This is a genomic window from Caballeronia hypogeia (genome assembly GCF_001544875.2).
GTDB lineage: Bacteria > Pseudomonadota > Gammaproteobacteria > Burkholderiales > Burkholderiaceae > Caballeronia > Caballeronia hypogeia.
The window spans coordinates 1-15,618 of record NZ_FCOA02000031.1; the positions used below are offsets into that span (position 1 = coordinate 1).

Annotated in this window: 12 protein-coding genes and 2 pseudogenes; 9 read left to right on the forward strand and 5 right to left on the reverse strand. The window is 60.1% G+C overall.

The genetic code is table 11. From position 1 onward, the window contains the following. Window positions 1-74 precede the first annotated feature (74 nt). The 3 genes and pseudogenes from AWB79_RS30680 to AWB79_RS40215 form a co-directional block, all read right to left on the reverse strand. Window positions 75-818 (reverse strand): annotated as a pseudogene (locus AWB79_RS30680) (tyrosine-type recombinase/integrase); the annotation flags it as partial. Window positions 819-847: 29 nt separating this feature from the next. Beyond that, window positions 848-2,011 carry an ISKra4 family transposase gene (locus AWB79_RS30685; protein WP_232471070.1) on the reverse strand — a complete coding sequence of 388 codons (1,164 nt, stop codon included), beginning with the start codon at window positions 2,009-2,011 and terminating at the stop codon, window positions 848-850. Next, window positions 1,930-2,307 (reverse strand): hypothetical protein, encoded by a 378-nt coding sequence (locus AWB79_RS40215; RefSeq protein WP_061171209.1) that lies wholly within the window; start codon window positions 2,305-2,307, stop codon window positions 1,930-1,932. The genes AWB79_RS30685 and AWB79_RS40215 overlap by 82 nt, the downstream gene beginning before the upstream one ends. A gap of 532 nt (window positions 2,308-2,839) precedes the next feature. Between AWB79_RS40215 and AWB79_RS30695 the strand changes: the two genes are divergently transcribed. Genes AWB79_RS30695 through maiA form a run of 5 tightly spaced genes read left to right on the forward strand, consistent with a single transcriptional unit; the run spans window position 2,840 to window position 8,070 of the window. Further along, entirely contained in the window at window positions 2,840-4,537 is a 1,698-nt protein-coding gene (locus AWB79_RS30695; RefSeq protein ID WP_061171210.1) for an FAD-dependent oxidoreductase, read from the forward strand. A gap of 6 nt (window positions 4,538-4,543) precedes the next feature. Further along, complete coding sequence (locus AWB79_RS30700; RefSeq protein ID WP_061171211.1) at window positions 4,544-4,768, forward strand: DUF2783 domain-containing protein; 225 nt, start codon at window positions 4,544-4,546, stop codon at window positions 4,766-4,768. A gap of 25 nt (window positions 4,769-4,793) precedes the next feature. Next, window positions 4,794-6,122 (forward strand): homogentisate 1,2-dioxygenase, encoded by a 1,329-nt coding sequence (gene hmgA, locus AWB79_RS30705; RefSeq protein WP_061171212.1) that lies wholly within the window; start codon window positions 4,794-4,796, stop codon window positions 6,120-6,122. 2 nt (window positions 6,123-6,124) lie between these two features. After that, window positions 6,125-7,414, forward strand: coding sequence for a fumarylacetoacetase (gene fahA / locus AWB79_RS30710; RefSeq protein ID WP_061171213.1), 1,290 nt, complete (start codon window positions 6,125-6,127; stop codon window positions 7,412-7,414). Beyond that, window positions 7,411-8,070 (forward strand): maleylacetoacetate isomerase, encoded by a 660-nt coding sequence (gene maiA, locus AWB79_RS30715; RefSeq protein ID WP_061171214.1) that lies wholly within the window; start codon window positions 7,411-7,413, stop codon window positions 8,068-8,070. The genes fahA and maiA overlap by 4 nt, the downstream gene beginning before the upstream one ends. A 1-nt stretch (window position 8,071) precedes the next feature. On the opposite strand, the pseudogene AWB79_RS30720 reads toward maiA, so the two are convergent. Further along, window positions 8,072-9,704: pseudogene (locus AWB79_RS30720) on the reverse strand (IclR family transcriptional regulator). Between the two features lie 162 nt (window positions 9,705-9,866). Here AWB79_RS30720 and AWB79_RS30725 point away from each other — a divergent pair. Both AWB79_RS30725 and AWB79_RS30730 read left to right on the forward strand, forming a co-directional pair. Beyond that, window positions 9,867-10,826 carry an MBL fold metallo-hydrolase gene (locus AWB79_RS30725; protein ID WP_061171216.1) on the forward strand — a complete coding sequence of 320 codons (960 nt, stop codon included), beginning with the start codon at window positions 9,867-9,869 and terminating at the stop codon, window positions 10,824-10,826. A gap of 137 nt (window positions 10,827-10,963) precedes the next feature. Continuing rightward, complete coding sequence (locus AWB79_RS30730) at window positions 10,964-12,310, forward strand: MFS transporter (protein ID WP_061171217.1); 1,347 nt, start codon at window positions 10,964-10,966, stop codon at window positions 12,308-12,310. Window positions 12,311-12,390: 80 nt separating this feature from the next. Here the strand turns inward: AWB79_RS30730 and AWB79_RS30735 are convergent, their stop codons facing one another. After that, a complete protein-coding gene (locus AWB79_RS30735) occupies window positions 12,391-12,750 on the reverse strand; it encodes a cupin domain-containing protein (protein WP_061171218.1) in 360 nt (119 codons plus the stop codon). A gap of 467 nt (window positions 12,751-13,217) precedes the next feature. Between AWB79_RS30735 and AWB79_RS30740 the strand changes: the two genes are divergently transcribed. Then, complete coding sequence (locus AWB79_RS30740) at window positions 13,218-14,657, forward strand: APC family permease (RefSeq protein WP_061171219.1); 1,440 nt, start codon at window positions 13,218-13,220, stop codon at window positions 14,655-14,657. Window positions 14,658-14,662: 5 nt separating this feature from the next. Further along, window positions 14,663-15,382 (forward strand): helix-turn-helix transcriptional regulator, encoded by a 720-nt coding sequence (locus tag AWB79_RS30745; RefSeq protein ID WP_061171220.1) that lies wholly within the window; start codon window positions 14,663-14,665, stop codon window positions 15,380-15,382. Window positions 15,383-15,618: the final 236 nt, after the last annotated feature.

Consider the following 15,618-nt stretch of genomic DNA (forward strand, 5'->3'; position numbering starts at 1 on the left):
CAGAAAACCAACGCTGGAGCCTCGCCTAGGAAGCCTTTACCTTGGCTACTGTGCATAAAAACTTTCAGCCGATAATATAAACTGGTCGTTGTGAGCGAGGCATGTCCGAGCGTGTCACGCACCATGCGCAAGTCGACCTGTCGATCGGCCATGTGCGATCCCGCGCTGTGCCGCAGCCAGTGAGCCGAAGCTTTTTCCAGCAGGTCGGCACGCGCCGCAGACATTTCATCGCGCTCACGAAGTCGAGCGGCGGCCCCAGCAAACACCTCCTTGACGATCGCATGCAGGGCGGCGCGCGTTAAAGGCGCGCACGTCTGCGTGCCCCCGTTGGCTGCCGTGGCGCTAATCGGCAGAACCAGTGGCGTATCTTCATTGGGCGAGGGGAGTGCGCTCAGCCCGAGGTACTGTCGGTATCGCGAGAGTTCCGTCATCAATTCCTGGGTGGCCGGCACCAACCGTTCCTTGTCACCTTTGCCATGCACGGTGAGCCACCATCGCGTCTTGCCATCCGCATCGCGCCGGACAAAGAACTGTCCCATCGTGTTGGCGCCGACCTCCGCGATGCGCAGTCCGCCCAGATAGAGGAGGGTAAAAAGCCATCTCACCCGGACCGCATGGGCCGTTGCTCGATCCGTGTCCCGCGGCATCGTCGCAATGAAGTCCTTCACTTCCTGCCAGACGCTGGGCTCGAGATACCGGGTAATGCGTGGCGCCGCGTGTTTGGCGCGCTGTCGTGAAAGCGAGAGCGGATTGCCCGCCAGATAGCCGGCCTGAACCAGCCACGAGAATAGCGCGTTCAGGATCACCACGGCCTGACGGGGAGTGAACCAAACCGTGGGAGGTCAATTCACGCCGCTCGGCGCGCACTCGTCGAATTTGCAGTTGCAGAGGTCATGGTCAACACGGCGAGTTGCTCAACCGAAAATTCTTCGTTGAGGACAGCAACTCTGACCTGTGCCAGACAGTGCGCCCCCTCGTCCGTCCATCGCATTTGCTGCTTCTTCGCCATGCGATGGCTGACCACCAGGTTCACCGCGGACTCGGCAATGCTGCTACTGATCGGTAGCCCCTTGTAATAACGCATGCCATAGTTCACGAGCGTACCTGCGTTGTTCTCGATGTAGAAGTACAGGCGGCGCAGGTTCCAGTACAACGTCGAGTACTCGTAGCCCTCCTTCGCCAACAGCGTGGCATCCAGGGCCTTGATACGGGACACCGATTGCCGGCCCTTTCCATGCCAAACCAGCCACTTCGCGTGATCGATCTCTGTCTCTACAGAGATTCGCTCGTGAGGTTCCACCGTCTGGCTTCCAAACACCGAGTTCTTGGCAGTCTTGAACTTCATCGCGATGTGAAACCAGTCCAGGATCCTTCCCCTGGCGAGCTGGCTGCCGTCCACAGCCTTGCCGAATTCGCCAGCGTCATCGCTGATCACGGTGACTCGCTCGTTCGGAGCCACGCCGCTTGCAAGGAGAAATTGGTCCAGCCGCGCGGGCGCCGATGGCACCAGCTTATGAACGTACGCGTAGAGACGCGGGTCGCGATCAGCGAGAGTTGCACGCCCCGCAACGATGTTGACGTGTCGATCCCGCGGCAAGTTCTGCGACCAAGGCGATTTAAGCTCCGCAAGGTCGCGCGCGGCCTTGCGACTCTTGGGGCTGCTGCTGAAGCTCAGCCACGCCGAGTCGACGCTCACGCAGCCGACGGTGGTCGATTCGCGAACCTGCTCTCCGCTGACCGGTTTTGGTCCAGACGCGATATCGCGGTTGAACTGCGCGTCCAGCGCGCTGCCGACGGCGAGGATTCGACGGCGAGTACTACCGAAAGAAATCCCTTTGTCCAGTGGAAGGACCTCTCGAAGCAGCTCAGTGGCCTGATGGTACGGTAGATGGGCGGCCCACTTGGCCTGCAGGTACGCCAATTCCGGCGTCACACGCTGGTGACGGCCTTGCACAGCGGGCTCAAAGAGCGGCGCGGTTGCCCTTGCTCTGCAGCACAGCTGCACGCCCACAGCCTCGGACTCGGCACGTCGACCTTGCCAAACACGGTTCGCAGCACGATCGATCGGGCGTCCTTGTGGGCCAGCATCGAGCCGCACCGGTGACAAGCCATGCGGCTCTTCATCCATCCGGCAGTCTGCTCCGGCACAAGAAACGCTTGAACCTCGGCGAGCAAGGCACGACCTTCGGCAAGTGTGAGCCCCAGGTCGGCGAGGCTGCGATCTTTTCGTTCCACCACAGCAACAACCCTCGCATCAGTCGCACGCGCTTCTCCGCCCTCTACGCGGGCCTCGATGATCAGTCGCATAGCACCTCCGATCGGTTGGCAACGTCGCCAGCGTAGCTGAAACGGCCAGCGCGCCGGGCGGGCTCGCTGAGCTCTTTTCGCCGGAACTTCAGATACAAAGCGCCATATCCGATTGGGTGCTACGCCGTCACGCCGTCGATGACGTTGGTCAAGTCGACGGAATTTGCCTCCCACGGTTTGGATCACTCTCCAAACGGTGACATATTTATTTTTATCTACGTCCCTCGACAGCTCACCCCCGCATCTCGATGTGGCGTCCGACTGCCGGTCATCGGTTAGTGACCTCGGGATCGCTTTCGGGGCCACTACGTTGTCCTGTCGTCGACGCCCCAACTTGCAACCAGGGCGTCGAGGCAGTCCGGTCCTTCACCCTGACGCGCGAGGTCGCATGTGCGGGCCACCGAATCGCCGATTGCCGCCATATTAGGGTTTACACAAATTCCCAATCTGCACCTCTTCCCTACAATTGCCGATAATTTATATATAGCAAACGAGCTTGCTATAGACAAATCGCAAATGCCGGGAGAAACGAATGCAGACGGATTACCAAAAGTTGCGGTTCGACTACGTTCGAGCCGCCGAACACGACGACGCGTCAAGTGCCACCGTCCACCCAGTGGTGATTGTGGGGGCGGGGCCGGTTGGGCTGTCCGCCGCGATCGACCTCGTGCAGCAGGGCGTCAAGGTGGTCCTCGTCGATAACGACGACACACTCTCAAGCGGTTCGCGCGCCATTTGCTTCGCCAAACGCACACTGGAGATCTTCGATCGCCTTGGCTGCGGCGATCGCATGGTCGAGAAAGGGGTGAGCTGGAACGTCGGCAAGGTGTTCCTGCAGGACGAACTGATCTACACGTTCAACTTGCTGCCGGAAGCCGGCCATGCGCGGCCTGCTTTCATTAATCTCCAGCAGTATTACGTCGAGGGCTTCCTCGCCGATCGCGCGATGCAGCTCGACAACCTCCAGATTCGCTGGAAGAGCAATGTGGTCGGCGTCACGCAGCATGACGATCACGTCGAGTTGCAGATCGAGACGCCCGATGGCATTTACCCGCTGCGTGCGCAATACGTTGTCGCAGCTGATGGCGCGCGCAGTCCGATGCGCGGCATGCTCGGCCTCGACAGCCGCGGCCGCACTTTCAAGGACCGCTTTCTGATCGCTGACGTGAAGATGAAGGCGTCCTTTCCGACCGAACGTTGGTTCTGGTTCGATCCGCCGTTTCATCGCAATCAGTCGGTGCTGCTGCATCGTCAACCGGATAACGTGTGGCGCATCGACTTTCAGCTTGGCTGGGACGCCGATCCGGTCGCCGAAAAGACACCGGAGCGCGTCATTCCGCGCGTGAAAGCCCTGCTCGGCGAAGACGTCGAATTCGAACTGGAATGGGTGAGTGTCTACACGTTCTCGTGTCTACGAATGGACTCGTTCCGCCACGGCCGCGTGCTGTTCGCGGGCGATTCGGCGCATGGCGTGTCGCCGTTCGGCGCGCGCGGCGCAAACAGCGGTGTGCAGGACTCGGACAATCTCGCATGGAAACTACGGCTCGTCGTCAATGGTGACGCGCCGCCCGCGTTGCTCGACACCTACGCGTCCGAACGCGAATACGCCGCCGACGAGAACATCCTCAACTCGACGCGCGCCACCGATTTCATCACACCCAAGAGTGCAGTTTCGCGCGTGTTCCGCGACGCCGCACTGAAGCTTGCGAAGGATTGCGCGTTCGCGCGCCGCATCGTCAATAGCGGGCGCTTGTCGGTTCCGGCCGTACTGTCGAACTCGCCGCTGAACACACCCGATGATCCCGCCGACGCGTTCTCCTGCGCAATGGTGCCCGGCGCGGTCTGCACGGATGCGCCCGTCGCGGTCGATGGCAAGGCGGCGTGGTTCCTTCATCGGATCTCGGGCGGGCAGTTCACCGGCGTCTACTTCTGCGGTCTGCACGACGATATCGGCGACATGGCGCAGCGGTTTGCCGCGTTCGCAGAACTTCCCGTCGGGGTACGCCCGTTGATCGTCGCGCCTCGCGGCATGAACGTGCCTGCGATTCCCGGCGTCACCGTCGTCGAGGATCTGGAAGGCATCGTCACACTTCGCTTCGACGCACGCCCCGGCACCTTCTATCTGTTGCGCCCGGATCAGCACGTATGCGCACGCTGGCGCGCACTCGATGTCGCGTCGGTCATCACCGCTGTGAATCGCGCCACCTGCAATGCCCAACTGAACGGATGAACGACCATGAGTCACCTGAATCTCGAACCGAACATCGCGGACATGGACGCGTTCTACGAGCGTCTCATCGATACGCACAACGGTCTCTCCGAAGCCGATAGCCAGATGGTCAACGCCAAACTCGTGCTGCTGCTGGCGAATCACATCGGCGACATGGACGTGCTGACGCAGGCGTTCGCCAAGGCACGTCTCGGACTCGCCGCCGAAGTGCCATGTGGCGACGTGCAGTGAACCGCCATCCTTCTAAGGAACGACCATGTCTGAATTGCACCACGGACTGACGCTCGCACCGGGCGCGGCCTATCAATCGGGCTTTGCCAATGAGTTCGCGACCGAAGCGATCGCCGATACGCTGCCAATCGGGCGCAATTCGCCGCAGCGCGTCGCTCATGGCCTTTACGCCGAGCAGTTGTCGGGCACGGCTTTTACCGCGCCCCGCAAGCACAATCGCCGCTCGTGGCTCTATCGCATTCGTCCGGCTGCCGTGCATCGGCCGTTTCGGGCGATGGGCGACGGCCGTCTGGTCAGCGACTTTTCAACTGTGCCGAAGACGCCGCCGGATCAGTTGCGCTGGGACCCGTTGCCGTTCGCCGATGCGCCGGTCGATTTCGTCGATTCGCTCGTGACGATGGGCGGCAACGGTTCGGCGCAGTCGATGACCGGCTGCGCGATCCATCTCTATGCGGCTACGCGCTCGATGCAAAACCGCTACTTCTATTCCGCCGACGGCGAATTGCTGATCGTGCCGCAGGAAGGGCGCCTGACGCTCGCAACGGAATTGGGCGTGATCGACGTCGAGCCATTCGAGATCGCGGTGGTTCCGCGCGGTGTGCGCTTTTCCGTCGCCTTGCCGGATGGACGCGCGCGCGGCTACGTTTGCGAAAACTTCGGCGCGCTACTCGAATTGCCTGATCTCGGCCCAATCGGCTCGAACGGTCTTGCCAATCCGCGCGACTTTCTTACGCCAGTGGCCGCATTCGAGGACCGCACGGGAGAGTTCGAGCTTGTCGCGAAGTTCGGCGGCGAATTGTGGCGCGCACAGATCGACCATTCGCCGCTAGATGTCGTCGCGTGGCATGGCAATTACGCGCCATACAAGTACGATCTGAGGCGCTTCAATACGATCGGCTCGATTAGCTTCGACCATCCGGACCCGTCGATCTTTCTGGTGCTGCAATCGCCGGGCGCCGTCGAAGGCGTGCATTCGCTCGACTTCGTGATCTTCCCGCCGCGCTGGCTCGTCGGCGAGAACACGTTCCGCCCGCCGTGGTTCCATCGCAATGTCGCGAGCGAGTTCATGGGCCTTATTCACGGCGCGTATGACGCGAAAGAAGAGGGTTTCGTGCCCGGCGGCGCGAGTCTGCACAACTGCATGTCGGGTCACGGGCCGGACGCAGACACCTTCCGAAAGGCGTCGGAGAGCGACACGAGCAAGCCGCACAAAGTCGACGACACGATGGCTTTCATGTTCGAGACGCCGCTCGTCATCCGTCCGACTGAATTCGCGCTGAAGACCTCTCAATTGCAGGCGGAATATTTCGAATGCTGGCAGGGTCTGAAAAACAACTTCGTGAAGGAGCATTGATTATGGGTTGGCATCAGACCAATGATCCGAAGCTTAAAAGCTGGATCGAATCGGCCAACGCGCCCGACAGCGATTTTCCGATTCAGAACCTGCCGTTCGGCGTCTTCAGCGACGGGGCGAACTCATCGCCGCGCGTCGGCGTGGCCATCGGGGATTCGATCGTCGATCTGAGCGTGCTGGCACGCGCAGGCTTCCTCGAACAGGATTCGGCGCTGTTCGTTCAAGCGTCACTCAACGCGTTCATCGCGGCGGGCAGGGCGCAATGGCGCGCGGTGCGTCTGCGTCTTTCCACGCTGCTTGAAACGAGCAATGGGGAGTTGCGCGACAACTCGGCCGTGCGCGGACGAGCGCTGATCAAGCAGGCCGAAGCGCAATTGCATCTTCCGGTCGATATTCCCGGTTACACAGATTTTTATTCGTCGAAGGAACACGCGACGAATGTCGGGTCGATGTTCCGCGATCCGAAGAACGCGCTGCTGCCGAACTGGCTCGAAATTCCTATCGGGTACAACGGGCGTGCATCGTCTGTGGTCGTGAGCGGCACTCCGGTGCGCCGTCCGAAAGGGCAAATCAAGCTGCCGGATGTGGAGCGGCCCGTGTTTGCCGCTTGCCGCAAGCTGGATATCGAACTGGAGATGGGCTTCATCATCGGCACGCCGAGCGCGCTTGGTGACGCGATCTCCTGCGAAGACGCCGAAGCGCATATCTTCGGCATGGTGCTGCTCAACGACTGGAGCGCGCGCGATATTCAGCAGTGGGAGTACGTTCCGCTGGGTCCGTTCAATTCGAAGGGCTTTGCGACGACGATCTCACCGTGGATCGTCACGCTCGACGCACTTGAACCGTTCCGCTGTGCGCAGCCGGTGCAATCGCCGCAGCCGTTGCCCTATCTATGTCACGGGGGCGAGCATGCGTTTGATATCGCGCTCGAAGTCGATCTGCGCGCTGCTGGCGCCGAGGCAGCACAGACGATTTCGCGGACGAATTTCCGCTACATGTACTGGACGATGGCACAGCAACTCGCGCACCACACGAGCGGTGGCTGCAACGTGCGCATCGGGGATCTGATGGGCTCAGGCACGATCAGCGGCCCAACGCCGGATTCGTGCGGCTCACTGCTCGAATCAACGTGGAACGGGCAGCGTCCGCTGCACCTCGCTTCGGGCGAAACCCGTGCGTTCATTCAGGACGGAGACGAACTCGTTCTGCGCGGCTGGTGTCAGGGGGAGGGATATCGCATCGGCTTCGGCGTGTGCGCGGGGCAAGTGCTCGCAGCGCGGGAGGCGGCATGAGCGGATTCACGCTGCATGGCTATTTCAGGAGTTCGGCGTCGTTCCGCGTGCGTATTGCGCTGAACCTGAAGGGCGTTGCGTACGACCAGGCGCCGGTGCATCTTGTCCGTGACGGCGGCGAGCAGTTGCAGGCGGCGTTCCGCGCGCTCAATCCGGATGCGCTCGTGCCAGCGTTGACCTGCGACGACGGCAGCGTGCTCACGCAGTCGCTTGCGATCATCGAGTATCTGGAAGAGCGATATCCGACTCCAGCTTTGTTGCCCGGGTTGGCGGCGGATCGTGCGTTCGTACGTGCAGCGGCGTTACAGATCGCGTGCGAGATTCATCCGCTCGATAATCTGCGCGTGCTCAAGTATCTGAAACAGGAACTCGGCGCATCAGAAGCACAAAAGGATGCGTGGTATTCCCATTGGATCCATCTCGGTTTCGCTTCGCTGGAAGCGCGGCTGGCGTCGGATTCGCGCGTTGGTTCATTTGTTTTTGGCGATGCACCGACGCTAGCGGACATCTGCCTTGTGCCGCAGGTGTGGAACGCGCGGCGCTTTGCGATTCCGCTCTCGGACTATCCGACTATCGTGCGTATTGCCGACCACGCGATGCAGCACGATGCCTTCGCCGCTGCCGATCCCGCCCGCCAGCCCGACGCGAGCACGTGAACTAAGCCTCGCGCGATGCGTCGCCGTGGGAACCGAAGCGCCATGACAAGCGCTGGGCCGCCGCGATCAGCGCGCGTGCCGCCGGGCCTTGTGGATCTCGACCTACGCTGCCCGACGGCCCGATCACGGCGATCACCAAACGAATACTGTTCGTGTGGTCGAAGACCGGCGCGGCAAACGTGCCGATGCCGGGCACCGGCGCGTCGAATGCCTCGTCGATGCAACTTTCGCGGATCCGCGCCAGGCGCGCGCGGTAATCACGCGCCGGCGGCTTCGAACTCGTTCCGGCAAGCCTGATCGGCTCTTGCGCGAGCAGTCCCTCCAGCATGTCCTCCGACATATGAGCAGCAAACACCCGGCCAATCGCGGTGTGGATAAGCGACATTACAGTCCCGACACGCAGGCTGATGTGCTGCGGCCGCGCGGATTCTTCCAGCCGGATGATCGTCGGACCGAGCGGTCCCATCGTGGCCGCAGCGACGCTCAGTTGCGTCGTAGCGGCGAGCGACACGATCTCCGATTCGGCTTCGCGAGTCGGGGAGAGGCGTTGCAATGCGACCAGCCCCAGTTCGAAGCCGAGCGCGCCGGCTGAGAAACAGCCGGCGTCATCGCGCGATAGCAGGCCGATCTTCTGCAGGCTGACGAGGTGGGGAAACGCTTTGGCGGGCGGCATGCCCGCGGCGGCGGCGAGGTCGCGCAAGTTCATCGGGTGGCCGGATGCGGAAAGCGCTTGCAGTAGTTCACCCGTGCTGTCGAGCGCATTGATGCCGCGCTGCGCTTTGCCTTCGTTGCCGTTGAGGTCGTTGGAGATATCAGAGGGCATGAGTCTGGGACGGCTGAGTGAGCGCTTCTGTGATGCTTTGCGCGACTTCGCGCAAAGCACGCGCGGTGTCGCCGTTCCAGGCGACGTCCATGGTGCCGGATGGTCCGATGACCGTCAGCGCCAGTTGCAGGCGGCCTTCGGCGTCGAGCACGGGCGCGCTCAGACTGCTGACGCCGGGGCTCGGCGTATCAACGCTACGCGCCATGCCGCGGAGGCGCGCGTCGTCGAGGCTCGCCTGCCAGTCCGGGCTATCGGGTGACGCGGGATCGTCGGTGCCAACACGCGGTCGGTCGAAGCCTTGATTTTGCAACATCGATGCCAGTTCAACGGGCGCGAGAAACGCGCTGAATACACGGCCTGTCGCGGTGGTCTGCAGCGACATGACCGTGCCGATATGCAGATTGACGTGCAGCGGGGAGCCGCCTCGTTCATACCGCACAATCATCGGTCCTTGCGCCCCCGCGACGCACACCGCCACGCTGCACCCGATTCGCTCGGCGAGCTGCGCCGCGTATGGCGCAGCCACCCGATATGCCACCTGCTGCTCGATGAACATCAGGCCGAGACGCAGCGAGAGGGGTCCTGGCTCGTAGTAGCCGGTCAGCGCGTCGCGTTTGACCAAACCGAGTTTCGTCAGACTGACGAGATAGGTGTGCGCCTGCGCGGTCGATAACGCCGCCGCGCCCGCCAGCTCGCTCAGCGCGACCGGCGCGCGCCGCCGCGCCAGCGCGTCGAGAATGCGGCCGGCGACTTCCACGCTCTGAATGCCGCGTTGCGTTTTTTCTGCTGCTTCTTTCAATGTGCGATTCACTCTTTGCCGGATCGTTTGAGCGTTCGATGCTAACGCATCCGTAAACGCGGGATCGAACTGGGGTTTTCCCGTAATTTGCCATTGGCAAGTAGGTTTGCTATTGACAAATTATAACTGCGGCGCGACCATGCATCATCCTCACGATTCACGGAGAAAAGACACATGGCAAAGGCATTCGCATCGCAGGCCGATCTGGAAGAGAAGAAGATCACCTTCACGCAACTTTCCGAGAACGCGTACGCGTACACGGCAGAAGGCGATCCGAATTCGGGCGTCATCATCGGCGACGACGGCGTGATGATCGTCGATACGACGGCCACGCCCGCAATGGCGCAGGACCTCATCGCGAAGATCCGCAGCGTCACCGACAAGCCGATCAAATACGTCGTGCTGTCGCATTACCACGCAGTGCGCGTGCTCGGCGCGTCGGCGTATTTGGAGGAAGGCGCGCAGCAGGTGATCGCGAGCCGCGGCACGTATGAAATGATCGTCGAGCGCGGCGAGCAGGACATGAAATCGGAAATCGAGCGTTTTCCGCGTCTGTTCGCGGGCGTCGAGACGGTGCCGGGTCTGACCTGGCCCACGCTCGTGTTCGAAAAGGAAATCACGCTGTGGCTCGGCAAGCTCGAAGTGAAGATCGCGCATCTGGGCTCGGGTCACACGAAGGGCGACACGGTGGTCTGGTTGCCTTCGCAGAAGGTGCTGTTTTCGGGCGATCTGGTCGAGTACGACGCTGCCTGCTATTGCGGCGACGCTCAACTGGAAGAATGGCCCGCGACGCTCGAAGCGCTGCGCACGCTGAAGGCCGAGAAGCTGGTGCCGGGACGCGGCCCCGCGCTGCTGTCGCCGGCGGAAGTCGACAAGGGCCTCGACTACACGAAGGATTTCGTCACCACGCTTTTGCAGGCGGGCCGCGAAGCCGTCGCCGACAAGCTCGACCTGAAGGGCTCGATGGCGCACACCCGCAAGTCGATGGACCCGAAATTCGGTCACGTCTTCATCTACGAGCATTGCCTGCCGTTCGATGTCTCGCGCGCGTATGACGAAGCGAGCGGCATCAAGCATCCGCGCATCTGGACGGCTCAGCGCGACAAGGATATGTGGGCGGCTCTGCAGGACTGACACCGTTACACGAAAGGGCCCGGATGGGCCCTTTTTCTGAATCACCCAAACCGTTCGAAACATCGATCAGGACGCGCGAGACGTCCGGTCTGCGCGTGCGCGTCCATGAGCGGAGGCGGCGCGCTTGGAGAGAGACAATGCAAAACTCTGTCGAGATCGAATCATCCCCGCTTTCGAGTCGCGCGGCGAGCGACGATCGCCTGATCGCGAAGGTCGGATGGCGCATCATTCCATTCTTGTTTCTCTGTTATGTGGTCTCCTTTCTGGACCGCATCAACATCGGCTTCGCGCAACTACAGATGAAGCACGACCTCGGCTTCTCCGATGCGATGTACGGACTCGGCGCAGCGGTGTTTTATGTGGGCTACGTGCTGTGCGAAGTGCCGAGCAACATGCTCCTTGCCAAATTCGGCGCGCGTAAGACCTTTACGCGCATCATGCTGCTCTGGGGATTGGCCTCGGTCGGCATGATGTTCGTCTCGAAGCCCGTGCACTTCTATGTGCTGCGCTTCCTGCTTGGCATCTTCGAGGCGGGTTTCTTTCCCGGCATCGTGCTTTATGTCACCTATTGGTTTCCGGCCAACCGACGGGCCGCCGTGATGTCCGTATTTTTCGCGGGCGTAGCGGTGGCGGGCGTGCTTGGCGGATTGTTGTCCGGGTGGATCATGCGGGACATGGGTGGGGTGAGGGGGCTTTACGGTTGGCAATGGATGTTCGCGCTGGAGGGAGCGCCGGCCGTCCTGCTGGCATTCTTCGCCTGGTTCTACCTGACCGACAAGCCGGCCGATGCAAGATGGCTGGGTGACGAAGAAAAGTCTCGCCTTGCTGCATTGTGCGCTGACAATGCAGGCCCGATGTCTCATTCTGCTCACGATGCCCGCAGCTTTCTTGCGGCGCTCGCCAATCCAAGGGTCTATCTGTTTGCGTTCATCTATTTCTCGCTGACGTGTGCGTCGCTCACCCTGAATTTCTGGATGCCGCTGATGATTCGCGACTTCGGCATTACAGACGTGATGCAGGTCAGTCTTTATACGGTGATTCCGAATGCGATCGGTGCGGTAGGCCTGGTGCTCATCGCACGCAGATCCGACCGGCTGCGCGAGCGGCGACGGCACTTTGCATTTTGTACTTTCGGTGGCGGCGCAGCACTTGTTGCGTTGACGCTGCACCTGAGTAGCCTTCCCGCTATGCTGGCGATCTTGTCCGCCGCTGCGGTCCTGATCTTCGCTGCGCTGCCGATCTTCTGGTCGGTGCCACCAACGCATCTTTCGGGCAATTCGGCGGCATCGGGCATTGCGTTGATCAGCAGTATTGGCATCACGAGCGGAATCATCAGTCCGTGGGTGATCGGCCAGATTCGCACCAGCACGGGCAATATGGATCTGGCCGTGTATCTGCTAGCGGCATTGCTCGTCCTTAGCGGGTTTGCCTTGCTGACGGGCGTCAAGCCTATGAGTACGCAACTGCAAGACGCGCGTTCCTGATATTCCGTCCTCGTCCCGGCCATAGTCCGTCGACGCGCGTCGACGGACTATGGCCGTTCATGTTGGATATCGTCGAGAGTTCAGACCACCGCAAAGTAATGCTTTGCAAAGCGGTCGGTATGAATCTCCCATGAGATGGGCGTTCCCTTTTCGATGAACCAGCTGTCACCCGCTTTGTACCGCATTGATTCGCCGGTATTCCGGTTGCGGAGAGTGACTTCGCCCTCTAAGACGGTGGCATGTTCATGGAATGGATATTCCATATCGAACTTGCCCTTCGAGCAGGCGAAGTAACCCGCGCTAAGTGGAGACGTGGGCGTACCGAAGTGGACGTGTCCCTGAGCGGTGATTTCGCCCTCCAGGATGGTTGAACCCAGGTCAGCGACCGTTCCCCAGGAATCCAGTTTCGGGACCGGGGCTCCCAATTTGATGCTGTGCATGCGTTGATCCTCGGCGTTGCAGGTTGAGATGGATAAGGTGGCACGAACGCACTTGCCAACGGATGGGCGGAGGCCGCGCGCAGCAAGAGACATCTAAAGCGCTTCCGAATTAATCAAAGACGCCTCTCACTGGCGCTACTCTATGAGATGTTGGGTGTCGGCCTGCAGCACAAATCGGCAAACGGAACGAGATGTCCGACTAGGGGAAACCATGCAATGCACTTGTCGAATCGATCTAGCTACGATGGATTCCTTACTAAGAAACAAAAGGGCTTTTGGGGAAACGCCCACCCACTGGCCGTTCCGCCATGCCATTGGACTGGATTGCCTTTCGCGCATATGCGTCGCAATGAATATGAAAGAAAACATCAACCGAAGGGTTGATTGCCGGGCGTCGTCGGTTTTTGAAGAATCGATCTGGACGTGACCTCACCCATAGAAGGCCACGAGTTCAGGAGACAGTTGAAATGATCGGAGATGAGCAGAGCAGACCCTCACTGCGGAAAAACGCACTGGGGATGATGTCAATTGTTTTTTTGGTCATCGCGACCAACGGTCCGCTCACGGCGCTGGTAGGTGCGGTGCCGGTCAGCATTAGCCTAGGGAATGGTGTGGGCGTTCCGGGTACGTTTGTACTCGCCGGCCTCATTTACTTGCTCTTCAGCGTCGGTTACGCCGCAATGAGCCGCTACGTCAAGAATGCCGGCGCGTTTTATGCGTACATCGCGACAGGACTCGGGCGGCCCGCAGGCGTGGGCGGCGCATTTCTCGCACTAGTTGCCTACAATGCGATGCAGCTGGCGTGTTACGCGCTCGTGGGCTTCTTCCTTAGCCAGTTCTTTGCATCGACCTTTGGCCTCGTGGCATCGTGGTGGGGCTGTGCAATCGGAGTCACATTGGTCGTCCATTATTTCGGCTACAGAAATGTCGAGTTCAGCGGCAGATTTCTGTGCCTTCTGATGGCCTGTGAGATTGCGATCATTTTGATTTTCGACGTGGCAGCCGCGCTGAAGGGGGGACCGAATGGATTCTCCGCCGCTTCATTCAGTCCGTCTCATGTACTTAGTTCAGGTTTCGGACCTTCACTGGTGTTCGTCGTGGGGTCCTACATGGGCTTCGAGACCACGGCGATTTATTCCGAAGAGGCACGCAACCCTGCGAAGACAATTCCTCGGGCGACTTACTGCGCAATAACCATCATCATGTGCTTGTACGCGGTGTCGGTATGGCTAATTATCACCGCGTATGGTCCTGCGGCCGCAGTGGCGCAGGCGACGAAGGATCCGGGCAATATGTGGTTCCTGATGACGTCGCAACTCATTGGATCATGGGCCGCGGATGCCATGGGCGTGTTGATGATTACCAGTCTGCTTGCAGCCTTGATCAGCTTTCATAACACCGTATCGCGGTATTTCTTCTCGCTGGCTCGAGAGGGCGTGATCTGGAAAGGCCTGGCCCGAACCCATCCCACGCAACAGACCCCGTACGTTGCCAGTAGCTTGCAGACGATCTGTGCGCTTATCGTGCTTGCGGTCTGCGGCTTCAAGGGGATCGACCCCTTGCTGGGCGTCTTGCCTTGGTCGAGTGTTGTCGCATCGGTCGGAATCGTGGCTGTTCAAGGGTTCGCGTCAATAGCAGTGCTCGGATTTTTCTGGAAGAATGCACGAGGCGTGTCCGTTTGGCAGCGGATAGTCGCCCCGGCCTTGGCTTCCATTGGACTGTTTTTTTGTCTCTGGCAGATCATTACTCACGTTGACGTTCTGAGTGGCAGTGAGTCTCCCGTCGGTCGACTGGTACCTTGGATGACGCTGTCGGTAGCCATATTCGGTGCATGTTTCGCACTTTGGCTCCGACGGTCCAAGCCGATGCTTTACGCAAATCTTGGCCGATTACTAAACGAGGTCTAATCGCAATGCAAAAGCGCGAGTTTCAAAATTCATGCTCACACGAGCAGTTGGTAGCAGACTCGCGCTTTGCTGAAGAGACCATCGAATTCGTCGGCAAGCTGACAGGCGTAGGGCCCATCGCGTTCTACCTTGTGAACGACAAGACCGGCCGATGTGATTTTCAACGCCATCGCGTTTCGGATACCTTCCATCGTCAGTATGAGACGGTGATGGAGCAATACGACCCCCTAGGTCCGCAACGGGTCGTATGTCGGGATATTCGGTTTGGCTTGCTGTCAGGAATCGCTAACCATTGTCCCGAGGATCAACACTATGTCCGGTTTCTTCGGGCGCACGGCTATTCGGACGTTGTGGAAACCGTGTTCCGAGACGAAGACCGGTTGATCGGCGGACTGTCCCTTCTTCTTCGTGAGCAGGACAGCCAGGAGCGTGTACTGTCGATGATGGAAGGCGTGCAACCGTACGTCGAATTCAACCTGCGCCGTACGGTCGGTAGGGACAGGTCCATGAGCCGAGCCGAAGCGGCACAACGGTTCTTACTTTCGTCGAGAGAGATCGACGTAGTCAGTTTGTTAATGCTCGGAACGACAAACAACGAAATTGCCGAGTCGCTTAACATCAGTATCGCTACAGTCAAAACCCACGTCTTGAAGATTTTCAATAAGGTAGGCGTTCCCAATCGCTCGACCTTGATATCCAGAATGTCTGATTACGGCTTTCACTAAGCCTGAAAGGCAGCGAAAATCAACCTCGCTTGCGAACCGTGCAACGTTAGACACGCGTCTAGGTCCGTCCTGCCGATGGGCCCGTTGCGTCAATAGATCCGTCCCCCCTCCATCTCCTCCCCCTTTCTGCCAAAACCACGCGGGCTGCGACTGGGCAATAGCAGTCTTGCTCCGAGACTCCTGAAAGTCCACGTTTACCCGATCTGCTTGTGAAATCAGCCAAAAGGTTGATTTTC

What these genes read in the sequence shown, in the direction of transcription:
- AWB79_RS40215 (WP_061171209.1), bottom strand. Translation starts at nt 2,307, where the DNA reads ATGCGACTGATCATCGAGGCCCGCGTAGAGGGCGGAGAAGCGCGTGCG.
- AWB79_RS30695 (WP_061171210.1), top strand. Translation starts at nt 2,840, where the DNA reads ATGCAGACGGATTACCAAAAGTTGCGGTTCGACTACGTTCGAGCCGCC.
- AWB79_RS30700 (WP_061171211.1), top strand. Translation starts at nt 4,544, where the DNA reads ATGAGTCACCTGAATCTCGAACCGAACATCGCGGACATGGACGCGTTC.
- hmgA (WP_061171212.1), top strand. Translation starts at nt 4,794, where the DNA reads ATGTCTGAATTGCACCACGGACTGACGCTCGCACCGGGCGCGGCCTAT.
- fahA (WP_061171213.1), top strand. Translation starts at nt 6,125, where the DNA reads ATGGGTTGGCATCAGACCAATGATCCGAAGCTTAAAAGCTGGATCGAA.
- maiA (WP_061171214.1), top strand. Translation starts at nt 7,411, where the DNA reads ATGAGCGGATTCACGCTGCATGGCTATTTCAGGAGTTCGGCGTCGTTC.
- AWB79_RS30725 (WP_061171216.1), top strand. Translation starts at nt 9,867, where the DNA reads ATGGCAAAGGCATTCGCATCGCAGGCCGATCTGGAAGAGAAGAAGATC.
- AWB79_RS30730 (WP_061171217.1), top strand. Translation starts at nt 10,964, where the DNA reads ATGCAAAACTCTGTCGAGATCGAATCATCCCCGCTTTCGAGTCGCGCG.
- AWB79_RS30735 (WP_061171218.1), bottom strand. Translation starts at nt 12,750, where the DNA reads ATGCACAGCATCAAATTGGGAGCCCCGGTCCCGAAACTGGATTCCTGG.
- AWB79_RS30740 (WP_061171219.1), top strand. Translation starts at nt 13,218, where the DNA reads ATGATCGGAGATGAGCAGAGCAGACCCTCACTGCGGAAAAACGCACTG.
- AWB79_RS30745 (WP_061171220.1), top strand. Translation starts at nt 14,663, where the DNA reads ATGCAAAAGCGCGAGTTTCAAAATTCATGCTCACACGAGCAGTTGGTA.